This window comes from Prosthecobacter sp. GW821-HT29F12 (genome assembly GCF_058803405.1).
Map to the genome: position 1 here is coordinate 1933578 of NZ_CM179517.1, position 12958 is coordinate 1946535.

General features: G+C 60.6%; 6 protein-coding genes. 3 read left to right on the forward strand and 3 right to left on the reverse strand.

What is annotated here, in order from left to right; translation table 11 throughout:
• Nucleotides 1–77 precede the first annotated feature (77 nt).
• Both AC3RLQ_RS07960 and AC3RLQ_RS07965 read left to right on the forward strand, forming a co-directional pair.
• Nucleotides 78–2579, forward strand: a complete 2502-nt coding sequence (locus AC3RLQ_RS07960; protein WP_493035963.1) for a PQQ-dependent sugar dehydrogenase — start codon at nt 78–80, stop codon at nt 2577–2579.
• Between the two features lie 67 nt (nt 2580–2646).
• Complete coding sequence (locus AC3RLQ_RS07965) at nt 2647–3441, forward strand: DNRLRE domain-containing protein (protein WP_493035965.1); 795 nt, start codon at nt 2647–2649, stop codon at nt 3439–3441.
• Here the strand turns inward: AC3RLQ_RS07965 and AC3RLQ_RS07970 are convergent.
• Genes AC3RLQ_RS07970 through AC3RLQ_RS07980 form a run of 3 tightly spaced genes read right to left on the reverse strand, consistent with a single transcriptional unit; the run spans nt 3431 to nt 11913 of the window.
• Nucleotides 3431–3919: a hypothetical protein gene (locus AC3RLQ_RS07970; protein WP_493035967.1), complete on the reverse strand. Its 489-nt coding sequence runs from the start codon at nt 3917–3919 to the stop codon at nt 3431–3433. The genes AC3RLQ_RS07965 and AC3RLQ_RS07970 overlap by 11 nt on opposite strands.
• Before the next feature lie 29 nt (nt 3920–3948).
• Nucleotides 3949–5502, reverse strand: a complete 1554-nt coding sequence (locus AC3RLQ_RS07975) for a DUF1501 domain-containing protein (protein ID WP_493035969.1) — start codon at nt 5500–5502, stop codon at nt 3949–3951.
• A gap of 6 nt (nt 5503–5508) precedes the next feature.
• A complete protein-coding gene (locus AC3RLQ_RS07980; RefSeq protein ID WP_493035970.1) occupies nt 5509–11913 on the reverse strand; it encodes a DUF1800 family protein in 6405 nt (2134 codons plus the stop codon).
• A 143-nt stretch (nt 11914–12056) separates the two neighbouring features.
• Between AC3RLQ_RS07980 and AC3RLQ_RS07985 the strand changes: the two genes are divergently transcribed.
• Complete coding sequence (locus tag AC3RLQ_RS07985) at nt 12057–12740, forward strand: alpha-N-acetylglucosaminidase C-terminal domain-containing protein (RefSeq protein ID WP_493035972.1); 684 nt, start codon at nt 12057–12059, stop codon at nt 12738–12740.
• The last annotated feature ends 218 nt before the right edge of the window (nt 12741–12958 follow it).

Genomic DNA, 12958 nt, shown 5'->3' on the forward strand with positions numbered 1-12958 from the left:
ACGGGCAAGGCGGTCAGGGGCCGCTCTGGCGATAATGGCTTGCAGCGGCACCCGGATGTTGGGAGAATGTACTTGGAATGAATTCACGAAATACCGCCGGGGCCTTGATCCTATGGCTGAGTTATATGCTGACCACGGCAGGACGGGCGGATTTTCCACCGCTGGCGCTTAAAGCAGTGAGCCTGCAGCAGATCGTGTCACCCACGGACATCACGAATGCGGGGGATGGCTCGGGCCGGTTGTTCGTCGCTGATCAAGCAGGGATCGTTTACATCATTCGCGATGGCATGGTGCTGCCGCAGCCCTTTCTGGATGTGCGGGCCAAACTGGTGCCCAAGGCCCCTACCACCTACCCTTTCCCGCTGAGCTCGAGCTACGAGGAGCGCGGGCTGCTGGGCATCGCGTTTCATCCCAACTTCAGCCAGCGTGATGGGCTGGGCCAGCCGCTCCCGGGTTTTGGCAAGTTCTACCTTTTTTACAGCGCCCCATCCCCGAACGCGGCGGGCGGCAGCAGCCCGGTGAACTGTCGGAGCACGATCTCCGAATTTTCTGTTTCCGCGACGGATCCAAACGCAGCTGACGTCAGTTCAGAGCGCGTGGTGCTGGCCTATGACAAGCCGCAGTCGAACCACAATGGCGGCCAGCTGCGCTTTGGGCCGGAGGGACTGCTCTACATCAGCGTGGGTGACGGCGGTGGCCAGCATGACAATCAATACGGCCACACAGGTGGCAGCGGCACGAGTTCACCGGGTCCATCCGGGGTGCTCGGCAATGCGCAGGACAAGACGGTGCTGCTGGGAAAAATTCTGCGCATCGATCCGCTGGGAACCAACGGGCCCGGCGGCCAGTATGGCATTCCTCCGGCCAACCCCTTCGTGGGTGCCGGCGGCGGCGTGCGCGAGGAGATCTATGCTTTTGGTGTGCGTAATCCGTGGCGTTTTTCCTTTGATGACGGGCCGGGAGGAAGCGGCAGAATTTTTGAGGCTGACGTGGGGCAGGACAAAGTGGAGGAGGTGAACATCATCACCGCTGGCGGAAACTACGGCTGGCGCGTGATGGAAGGCACACTCACCCACGATGGCACGGCGCCAAACAGCGGGCTGCCGCTGATCTCGCCCATCGCCCAGTATGCTCACATCGGTGTCATTGCCGGCTCACCCGCGCTGCCACAGATCGGCGCCTCGATCATTGGCGGGTTCGTGTATCGTGGCACGGCGATTCCTGCGCTGCAGGGCAAGTATGTGTTTGGCGACTACAGCCAGTCGATCGCCTCTGCCAACGGCACGCTGCTCGGCGTGGAGGAGACCTCCCCAGGCTCTGGCATCTGGAACTTCAGCAGCCTGGTGATCGCCGGCGGCAACCCGCTCACGACACGTGTTTATGCCTTCGGACGTGATGAGGCTGGAGAGCTTTACGTGGCGACCAAAATCACGCGAGGGCCCTTTGAGCTCGACTCGAACGGCAAACCGACCGGTGGCATTTACAAGATCGTACAGGCGCAGGTTTCCACAGCCACACTGGCTCCCTCACATGACAACTCGATCTACTCGGACTTTCCGAACAACAGCAACGCGCTGGGTGATCTCTTCTCCGGGGACAATGCCAATGGGGCGCCACGCCGTGCGGTGCTGTCCTTTGATGTCAGCGGCGGGCTGCCAGGTGGAGCGCAGGTGACCTCGGCGTCCATGATGCTGAATTTAAAAACTGCTGCAAACAATCCGGGCCACCCAAACGCGACCATGTCGCTCTACCGATTGAGCACAAGCTGGGGAGAGGGCACCTCCCTGGCAGGGAGCGGGGGCGGCTCTGGCACGGCGGCGACGACGGGTGATGCCACCTGGAACGCACGTTTTTATGATGCATCGAATCCCACGAACTGGGGCACTGCGGGTGGTGTTTTCAATGCAACGGCATCTGCCACCACGACGGTGGGCACCACCTTGGGTTCTTATTCCTGGAGTTCGCAGCAGATGGCGGCGGACGTGCAGAGCTGGTTTGGCACACCCGCGAACAACTTCGGCTGGATTCTCGTGGGGGATGAAAGCACCACTTCAACGGCACGGGGCTTCAACAGTCGCGAAGGCAGTGCGTCCGTGCAGCCGAAGCTGGTCATCAGCTACAATCCGGTGGCTCCAGCCCTTAACAGGCGTGATTCATGGCTGCGGCAGTATTATCCGACCCCAGGCACCTTTTTGGACGACAACGCTGACGCGGACGGAGATGGCATCACGAACCTGTTTGAGTACGCCTTTGCGTTTTCACCGCTGAGTCCCAACAGCCCCGGTGCTGGCATGCAGGCTGGCGTGGCCACGGCTGTCGGCACCACGATGTTTACGCTCACCTTCCGCCGTGATCCGCGAGCGACCGACCTCACCTACCAGATGCAGACCAGCGATGATCTGGTGGTCTGGAACACGATCACGCAGAGTGCAGGGGGGGCCACACCTTCGGGGGCCGGGTTTGTGTCTGAATCTGACGCACCGGGCGAGGCTCCGGTGAAAAACGTCACTGTCTCGGAAACCTTGAGCGGAAACACACGGCGCTTCGCCCGGCTCCGGCTCATCCGCGTCTCGCAATGACGGGATTCCACATTGATAGGGACTTCGACTGTATTACCTTGCCCGCGTGCCAAACGTCGCGCTGTTCATGAATCCCTTCCTGCCACCGCTCGTGCGGCTGTGCTTGGTCATGGGACTGCTTGGCATGCCGGCCATGGGTGCAACCTTCGTCGCCACTGCAGCGGCGGACACCTCCATCTACCAGAACCACCCTGACTACAATCTGGGCGGTACAACACTCGTCTCCGGCACCAACCAGCAGTTTTCGAACTCGCGCGCCTTGTTTAGTTTCGATCTCAGCGCTCTTCCGGCGGGCGCTATCGTGACGTCCGTGCAGGTGTCGCTCTACGTCACCCGCCGTCCTGATCCAGACCAGCACGGCGGGCCGGTGAACTCTGACTTCAGCCTTTATCGTGCGCTGCAAAGCTGGACCGAAGGCACAGGCAGTGCAGTGACCGGCTCTCCGGCCGCCACAGGTGACACCACATGGAACGATCTCCACTACAATACCACGGGAGACAACTGGGCCACTCCCGGAGGTCAAATCGGCACGGACTTTGCCAGCGTTCCCAGCGCCACGACCTCCGTGGGCGACGTGGGTCTCTATCTTTGGGGATCATCGCCCGAACTGGTCGCGGATGTGCAGTCGTGGCTGAGCTCTCCGTCCACCAATTATGGTTTCGCCCTCATCAGCGAGAGTGAGAACGTGGCTGGCACGGCCCGGCGCTTTGCCTCGGCTGAGCAGCCGGGCGGAGGCATCCCGGCACCAACGCTGAGCGTGACATACGAAATGGCCCCCGAACCTGACAGGATGCTGCTGCTGTTCATCGGTGCTGCTGCCGCAACCTTCCGCCGCCGCACTTCCAGACGCCTCAGCGAGTGAAGACGTCGTCACTGGTCCACATGCGGCGGTCAGCACCGGCGGAGCGGATCTCCATGCTGTTGCGGGAGAGTTGATGAAAAAAATAGGGCGTGCCCCAGCGGTCCACCAGTTCACCGCTGCTGTTGCGGGGCAGATCATCCGGCAGAATTTTTGCCTGCCTTGGGTTGTCGCCAGAAAGTGCCTGAACGATTTCGGCATTGGAGCCGATGGGGTTGTCTCCCGCAATGGTGCGGTAATCCCGCAGCATGATGGTGATGCGCTGAAGATCTGAGGCGGCCTCGTTTTCGACGCCGACATCCGGCTGCATGGGCAGCGGGGCCTGAGCTTGCGGCTGTGCAGCAACCGGCACTGCGGGTCTGGGCAGCGCCGGTGAGGGAACCTTGCTTGAAGGTTCCTGCGCTGAGCGCGTCACCAGCCAGACGGCGGCCGCCAGCATCACGAGCAAGCCAATGGTCAAAAAAAACTGCGTCCGCTTCATCGGATGAAAATGGAACTTAGCATGCGGTCTCAGAGGAATCCGAGATTGGAGGATGAGAAGCGGCCAAGGTTGGGGAAAATGGTGCTGAGATTGGTGTCGTCCACGCCGAACCAGGAGGCCAAAGTGGCCGAATATTGATCCACGGCGGTGGTGGGAATCCAGCGGCCGATGCCGGTGTCATCCGGCCCGTTCACAGCGAGCGTGGGGAATTTGCCATACGTGGCGCCGCCTTTCACCGCGCCGCCAATGACGAGATGATGCCCGCCCCAGCCGTGATCACTGCCAGAGCCGTTGGTGGGGAAAGTACGGGCGAAATCGCTCGCGGTAAAGGCGGTGACAGCGCTCTTGAGGTTGGAGCCGCCGCCGCGCAGGGTGTCGATGTCCCCCAATGACAGGATGAGGCCGTTGAGTGTCTGGCTCAGTTCGGCCAGGAGATTGGCCTGGGCGCCAATGATGACCTTGGTGTCGTCGGGAGTGCTCGATCCTGCATTGCTGGTCTGGCCTGTATGCGTGTCATAACCACCCACCTGAATGAAGAAAACCTGCCGCTTCATGCCAAGACCACCGCTGGCGACGGCCTTGCTGCCCAGCTCAATGAGCCGCACCACCATTTTCATCTGCGACATGAGCGAGGAGGTGAAGGTGGAGCCGCCGTTCGGGGTGGTGACTGTGGTGGGGAAGCGGCTGAACCAGGCCGGGCTGCCCTGCGCAGAAAGCGCTGTACTGAGGATGTTCGCCTCCGTGATGGCGTGGTCCAGCACGCCGGCATAGGCTTTGGTCTGCAGGTCGGCGGAAAGCTTGTCGGCATTCAGGATGGACTGCATGGCGGTCTGCCTGGCTCCGGTGACGCTGCTGAGCTGCACGGCACCGCCAGTGGTGATGGCATACTGAGGCGCGTAGTTCTGCGAGCCCACCTCAAAAATGTTCGAGCCGGCCAGCGTCACCGCCATCGACACCTGGCCGCCCGAGTTCACATCTGGCGGAGATGAGAAAAGGTCTGCTATGCGCCCGGCCCAGCCGCTGATATAGGGCTGGTCCGGCAGCGAGGTCTGCCACTGCGTCTGCTGGTCGCTGTGGGAAAAAAGCTGCGGTGGTTTTGGCACGGACTTGCCGCTGTACTGAGCCTTGGTCAGCGGAAAGCTGAGCGTGCCCATGTTGAACACGGGCGCGACGATGCCGTTGTTGAAATGGGTGGCAAGTTCCGCCATCGCCGGATGAAAGCCGTAGGTGCGTCCGTCGCTGGCGGGATAGCCGGTCGTTCCATTGCGTGAGTTCAGCGCCTGCGCCGTCGCCGGTCCACCGTCAGTGTTGGGAATAGCGAGCGGCGTGCCACGCCCTGCACTGTAATTGGCCCAGTCCGCCGCCGTGGTGGGGATGATCATGTTGTTCGAATCGTTCCCGCCGTTGAGGAAGACACAGATGAGCGCCTTGTAGTCGGAGAATGAACCGGCGGCCATCGCCGAGCTCATCAGCTTGAGGTCGCGGAGCGAATTGCCAAGCGCGCCGAGGCCGATGGCGGCGGGAATGTAGCGCTGCAAAAAACGGCGACGTGGAATGAAGGGGGCGTGAAGTGGCTTGTTCATGCGGAGTTACTTCTGAATCGCGTATTCGGCAGAGGTGACGATGAGATGGATGATGGCGCGCACCCGGTCACGCATCTGGGTCGTGGTGGGGGTGGTGTAAGGGAAATTGGTGGTATTGGCCACGTAGTTGATGATGGCCGTGCGCGCGGTTGAATTGAGACTGCCGCCGATGAGACGTGTGGAGAGCGTGTCCACGAGCGTGGGAATGCCTGCGTTGCTGGTCTGGCCTGCGGTCATGTAAGGGCTGATGTCCATGGGGATGGCCCCGCCGCCGTTGCGGAAGCTCTGGAAGCCGTTGGTGTTGCCACCGTTGAGGAATCCAACGGCCACCGTGTTGGTGAGGTTCATGGTGTTCGAATCATTGGTGAGCTGGAACTCCGGCGTCGTCATGCCCGCCTTCGCCATCTCTCCAGGATAATGATAGTCGGGATAGAAAAAGTTGAAGACCGTGGTGGAGTCGAGCGGTGTCTGCGTCAGGTCACTCTGACTGTAGCCCATGTTCCAGGTCCCCTTCTGCACCGCGCAGCCGCCGGAGCGCGTCCACTGGCCGATGGAGAGCGGATAGACCGCCTGGCCGGACGTGCTCTGAGATCCGTTCGACACCGTTGTGGGAGTGGTGACGGTGAACAGATTGGGCAGCGGTGCGCTGACCACGGTGTACACCTGGCTCGGCGCGGGGGTGCCGGCGTTGGCCACCAGAATGTCGATCCACACCTGATCACCGGCCTTGAGATTGTGATTGCCACTGGTTTGCAGACTGATGGTCGAAACACCCCCTGTGGTGGTGATGTTGTAGCCGCCGGTGAAGCGCGGGATGTAAGCCGTGCCACTGCTGGTGGCCGGCGGGCTGCCTGTGAGTGTGATGGTAAAGGTGCTGCTCGTGGCCGAGGTGATCGTATAAACGCCGTCGTAGGCACCACCGGCCAGACCATTGTTGTAAAACTTCACATAAACCTGGTGACCGGCGGTGTAGCCGGAGGCGGTGATGGTGACGATGTTGTTCACGCCATTGTAGCTCGGAGTGACGAGGCCGGTGGTGTTGACGGTGAAGTTGTTGGGCAGAAGGGCATTGCCGGTGGGGTTGCCGCTCACGCTGTTGGCGCCGATGTTGACCGTGAAGTTGGTCGCGGTCGCGCTGGCCACCGTGTACGTGTTTGCAGAGTTGTAGGGCGTGGTGGTGCCAAGCGTCCCCGAGGTGAACTGCAGCGTCACGCTGTCACCTGCTTGGAAACCCGGCGCGGTCACCGTCACGACACCGGTGGAACTGTTGGTGCTATAGCTTGGCGTGATGTTTGTGACGCTGTATCCACCCACGCTGGGAAGTTTGTTCGTCAAAGCGCCGTCATCAACAAAACTGTCGAGCAGGATGACGTCATTATTGATCAGGTTGTGCGCTGTGGGAGTGGTGATGAGAATCTGCTGGTAGCCGATCTGGCGATAGCGGGAGCCGGCGATGCCCGAGGCCGGGAAGGTTCGCGCAGGACCGGTGAGGCGCAGCAGCGGCTCGCGTTGCTTGCCAAATCCGACATCTGCTGCGGCAGTGGTGCTGCGCGCCTCGTAGTCGAGCAGGATGGCACGCACAACCTCCTTCATGTCTCCACGCACCCCGGTGGCCACCCCATCGACGTTGCGCTCACCATTGAACGCACGGACGACCCGCTGGACGTAGGCGGGCTTGGGATTGCTGGTGACGAGGCGCTGGATAAGCTGGCGGCAGATGTAGGGCCCCACGGCGGAGTTGTTGATGATGTTGTCGTGAGCCATTTCCAAGTCCCGCAGTCCATTGAGATCATAGGAATTGGTGATCGATGTGCTGACAAGATTGCCGGCACCGAGCACGGGGTCCGTGGATTGAATCGTGATCGGGTTTGGGTTTGGATCCTGCGAGGAGTCGTTCACAAAGGTGACGGCAGCAGGAGGGATGACCACATTGTCGAGCAGCACCTTGGGACCCGGCTCATGATGCGAGGGCACCAGAACCATCGGGTCCAGGTAGTTGGCGCTGGGAAAGAAGTTGGTCGGCAGCCTGCCGTTGCTCATCGCCTGCCCCCAGGTCCAGCCAGTAAAGACGCGGGCCATGCCGGTGATGACGGATTGATCATAGGTCGGCACCGCGTTGCCATTCGAGTCGAGCACGAGCGAGCCGTCCGGCCACAGGCGGTACAGTCCGATGGAGAAGAGCTGCATGATTTCACGCGCGTAGTTTTCATTGGGGTGAATGCCCGTTGCATCACTGCCCCTGTCATTGGCGCGCATGTCCAGATACAGGCCCATGGCAGGAGTGAGCGTGACCTGCTTGAGGATGTCCCGGTAGTTGCCAAAGCAGGAGTCCACGAGGTTGTCATAGTAGTCGGCAAGAATGCGGCCGTTGTTGTTGAGCGGGCCGGTGTCTGACACGACGAGGATTTCACTCAGCGCGAAGGCGACACGCTGACGCAGCTGATCCGACGCGGTCACGGAGTTCTTCCACCAGGAGTTGAAGAAGAGCGAACTGTTGTACGGGTTCTGCGGGTCGCTGCTGAGGTTGGAGAGGATGTAGGGAACGTTGTGTGTGGCGGACAGGCCGAACTGATTTTCAATCCAGCTCCGGTAGCCGTTCGCCTTGACATACGTGATGTCATCCGGTCCGGGGCCAAACGTGGCCTGCGTGAGAAAGCGCACAGCTCCGGCATCCGTTCCATGGTCGTCCGTCCAGGCGGGGTAGCTGGGCAGCGCAGGCGGGGTTTGCGAGCCTGGAACCGCCCCGAACGTGCCGGTGAGCTCACCGTTGGGATTGTTGACGGTGCCTATGCTGACAAAAACGGTGCCGTCTCCCAGCGCGGTGAGGTCGGATGCCTGCATGTTCCAGGTGTAGCCGCCATCTGAGGTTCGCTGCGTGGGGTAGTTCCGGTCCTGCGCGTCGAAATCAAACAGCATCACCGGATTTCCACCGCTTTGCGCCGCATAGATGCGGCGGGAAATGCTGCCGGAGGTGAGCCCCGAGTAATTCAGATGCACCACCGCCGTGGAACCGCTGACGCGCATGAACGCGCCGCCGTTGCCGGTGATGTTTGAAAGCCCGGCCGCTCCCTGAAGATTGGTGACATACAAGGCTCCCGGGATGGCGGTGGTGGGCGGATTGTCCCATGGCGAGAGCACGAAGCCAGGAACCACCCCTCCCGACGAAGCATCCGCAGGTCCGCTGCCGTTAGAGATCGCTGTTGAGTTCCCGGTGGGATCCAGAAACCACCCGACCGAGAGATTGTTTGCACCGCCGCTGGCTCCGGTGTTGTGCAGCACCTCCATGTAATACGGCTGCCCTGCTGTCAGCGCGAGCCAGCCGGATTTTTGACTGGCATTCGTGTTCCACGTGCGCGTGGAGGTTCCAGCAGGGCCGGTCACATAAGCACGGCGGACTTTGTTGACGGGCTCTCCGTTGTTGGAAATCCACAGCTCAGCAACATTGGCGGCTGACAGCCAGAAATAGTAGTTCCCCGTCATGGGCGGGGTGAAATAGCCGCGCAGCCTTTCCCCCGTGTTGGCACCATAGGTTGTCGTGTTGTCCTCGACGCTGGTGATGGTATTGGTGGTCGTCGGTGCGGAGCCCCAGGGCACATCGTTGAGCGTCGCCCCCGTGACTCCCGCAGTCCAGAGTTCACGCGTGAACTGGCCCCCACCGTCCTTCACTTGTATTGTGACCACGGCGCTGGTGCTGCCGGCACTGTTTGAGGCGTAAACCGTGAACTGGTAGATGCCTGCCTGCGGCGGAGTGCCGCTAAGCACACCATTGGTGAGTGTGAGCCAGGCAGGAAGCCCGCTGGCGGTGAATGTCCCTGCGCCATTGCTCGCTGTCAGGGTCAAACTGAACGGCGAGCCGGAATTCAGCATCGTGATCACATTCGTCGGGCTGGTGATTGCGGGCGGCCCGGCAGGTGGATTGCCCGCAAGTGGCGTCTGTCCGGTCATCGTCGGGAACAGGCGCGCGGTGGGAATGGCCTGCTTCGACTGACTCGGACTGTACCAAGAGAGCGTTGCGCCTGCAGCGCTGCTGAATTCGCAAGTCTCCAGCTTGATGTCATATAGCACCCCTGCCTGCAGGGCGAGGGTGACGTAGCGGTCGGCTCCGGAATACACCGGCCAGTCAATGGGCAGATTGGTGGTGTCGAGGGTACCGCTTCCCGTGCCCGAGGCAGGCAGGCTCATGCCTGAGAGTGCGGTGGTGAAGTTCACCCCTGCTGTGACCGCACTGACGGTGTAGGGCAGAGAGATGTTGTAGTTCGCACTGAGATTGCCGGTGGTGAACTTCAACGGAATCACATCCCCCACATTGACGGCGGCGCTGGTGTAAGGCAGCACAATGGTGCCGCTGGTTGAGGAGTTCTGCGTGTAGGTGTAGGTGACGCTGGGATTGTCATTCGTCAGGCGCCGCAGCACCATCGGCTGGCCGTTGATCCACAGTTTGGCCGAATCATCGGCGTTCACGGTGATAGTGTAGGTCTCGCTATATTGAGGAAGCATCTGCCCGGTCCAGCGGCAGCAGAAGTAATTGTGGTAGATCAGTGGGTCGGGCGACCCCGTCCCCCAGTCGCCGTTGTTGCCGTTGGTGATGGCGCTGTCCGTCTGCGTCCCTGCCGCAGGTGCTGTCAGAGTTGTATTGGCGTAGTAGCTGGCAGCCCAGCCCGTCGTGCTGCCGGTGTTGTTGGTGTAAACATTCGTACTGGGAATGTTTGCGAAGGTTCCGCCATTGATCTGCCACTGCAATTTGCACTTCGCGTTCCCAGTGGTTTCCACAAACTCGACCCGCATGTGGTAGCGGTTGGCTGGAGCAGCAGGCACGGCCAGAGTGAACTGGCCGCTCTGTTTGAAAGCTCCCGTCGCTGTGGTGTCCCAGCCATTCTCCAGGATTTGGGTCAGCCCGCTGCCGGTGTCGAGATACACGCGTGCCTTGTCATCCGCATCGAGCTGGAACACATAAGTGCCCGCAGTGGAGGGCGAGAGATAGCCATCCCAGGCCACGGAATAATTGTCCGCCCCGACGAAGTTGGTGCCGTTGGGTGAGCCATACAGCCAGCTGAACGCGACCGTCGGGTCCAGCCGTGTCACGACCGGAGGGTTTAGCAGGCAGGCAGCGCTGCCAGTCTGCGAACTGGGCACCGTGGCCCCCGTGATGGACACCGTGATCGTCTGCCCGGAGACTGAAGTGATCGTCTTGATGCCATCATACGTGCCGCCAGCGAGACTGCCGGCAGAAAAGGTCATGTTCACCCGGTTGTTCGGAGAGGTCGTCGAAAAACCGGTCGTGCCGGTGTAGGTGATCACGGCGGTGCCGGTCGTGCCCGTCAACTTGGTGTAGGTGTAGGTCGCGCCGTTGCCGCCGAAGTTCGCACTGCTGGCATAGTTCGTACTGGCTCCGACCCAGTAATTGCCCGTGAGCCCTGTGCCCGTGGGATTGCCGGATGGGTTGATCGTCACCCCGGCGCTGATCGACAACGGGCTGAGTGAGTAATTCCCCGAGGCCCCCGCCGTGCCCGGAGCCCCCGCCGTCAAAGACACCACACAGCTCGTCATCCGGCTGGCGTTGTAGAGCGGCGTGATTTTGATGTCCACCGAGTTCACTCCTGCAGGAAAAGTCACTGCTGAGGGAATGGCCGCGTAATCCGTCCCCTCGACCGCTGAGCCTGCCTTGCTGAGAGGCACCGTGATGGGATTCAGCAGATTGTAGCCGGTGCGCTGCACGGTGATCACGCCTACGTCGCCCGCAGGCGTCGCGGCGTCTGCCGGCTGCGTGGTCGAGGCATCCACCGCCGTCAGGCTGACCACGTTTTGTGATTGCAGGTTCGTCGCGAGCTGCGTGTGGTCGTAGCTGGACTGCGAGCCAATGGGCGTGCCGGGCGTATAGCCGAGCACCTTTTTGGCCCAGTCGCCCACCTGGTCACCGGCGGAGTCCACATCCTGCACCAGCACACGGTAAAAGGAACTGGTGCCGGACGCCGCCCCGGAGAGCGTCTGCGTGCTGCCATCGCCGATGATCTGAACATTGGGCGTCAGAGCGGCCCAGCTCGCGCCCGTCAGGCTGGAAGAGGCCTGCAGGATGTAGAGCTTGCCGATCTGCGTGGGGACAACCACGTTCACCATGCCGCCGGTCAAATTCATTGAAGAGACCTTCAGAACGGAGCCGGAGCGGAAGGGATGGGTGCCCGCAATGATCTCCGACCCGTTGCTCATACCGTCGCCGTCATCATCGCGCCCCAGCCACGCCTGGTCATTGATTTGTGCGTCCGTCACGCCATACAGCGACTTCCACACCGCCTTGGTGACGTTCATGTCGGGATCTCCCATCACTCTCAGGCTCCACGCACAGAACAGGCAGGCCGACAGGAGCAGCGCCCACACCGGGCTGCGGCGAATCAAAGGATGCGTGAATGACGACATGGGTGTACAAAAATCGGTTCTGCGTGGTTTCTCTGGATTTCTCGACGCAGAATATTTAGGTTGGATGGGCAGCGGCTGAGAACCTTGAAGATAAAAACAAAACGGCCCTTCAAAGTCGAGGTTATAATTTAAAGAACGGCGGCATGCTGCCTGCCAATGAGCTTGGGCGGACCCCTGGCAGGCATCCGCGGCATTACGTCCTTCCTGCCCTGACAAACACCTTCATTGAGTGGGCTCTCAACCATCCCCTACGTAATCATCGTTATGTTATGGAATTTTTCAGACTGCTTCTTGCAGTTGAGGACAGGCTGAAACCGTCTGACGCATATCTTTACGACATCGAGGACATTGGCCGCGAAGCACTCAGCAACTACGCGCAGCCTCTCCAGCCCCGCGTGCGCAATGCCTGGTTTAAAAGAGACCTCGCAACCTTCGACAAGGCGGTGGCGGACTTCGAGCAGCTCTTCGTTGATCTGGATGCGCTCCTCTCATCGCGTCCCGGATCATCCCTCCCCAAGTTGATTAATGACGCTCGCTTCTGGGGCAGCAGCACCGAAGAGAAGAACCTTTATGAAACAAATGCTCGCGGTCTGGTCACCGTTGGGGGACCGTTGCAAAAAGACAACGCTCTCACCATCTTCGACTACTCTTGGCGCGAGTGGAATGGCCTCGTCAAAGATTACTACCTCGCGCGCTGGCAGAAGTTTCACACCTTTCTCCGCGGCCATCTTGCAGCCGGAACCACTTACAGTGACGAAGAACTGCCCATGGCGTATGGCCGCGAAGGCTTTCTTGCGAACGACTTCAGCAAGGCATTAGGTGAGTAGGAGCTTGAGTGGGTGAATACCACGCAACCACGGTAATGATGCTGTAGCTCTGGCAACAAAGCTTTTTGACCATTACCGGGAGATGATCGCCGCAGCAGACAAAGAAGCACCAAGCCCGCCCTCATGGTGCTGATACCCGGCTTTTTTCAACCATTGGCGGCGACTTTTAAAGGTCCAGTTTTTGGCAGCGTCAAAGGCGGCATGGCAGTCTTTCCCTG

Coding starts and splice junctions, on each gene's coding strand:
- AC3RLQ_RS07960 (WP_493035963.1), top strand. CDS start 78: ATGAATTCACGAAATACCGCCGGGGCCTTGATCCTATGGCTGAGTTAT.
- AC3RLQ_RS07965 (WP_493035965.1), top strand. CDS start 2,647: ATGAATCCCTTCCTGCCACCGCTCGTGCGGCTGTGCTTGGTCATGGGA.
- AC3RLQ_RS07970 (WP_493035967.1), bottom strand. CDS start 3,919: ATGAAGCGGACGCAGTTTTTTTTGACCATTGGCTTGCTCGTGATGCTG.
- AC3RLQ_RS07975 (WP_493035969.1), bottom strand. CDS start 5,502: ATGAACAAGCCACTTCACGCCCCCTTCATTCCACGTCGCCGTTTTTTG.
- AC3RLQ_RS07980 (WP_493035970.1), bottom strand. CDS start 11,913: ATGTCGTCATTCACGCATCCTTTGATTCGCCGCAGCCCGGTGTGGGCG.
- AC3RLQ_RS07985 (WP_493035972.1), top strand. CDS start 12,057: ATGCTGCCTGCCAATGAGCTTGGGCGGACCCCTGGCAGGCATCCGCGG.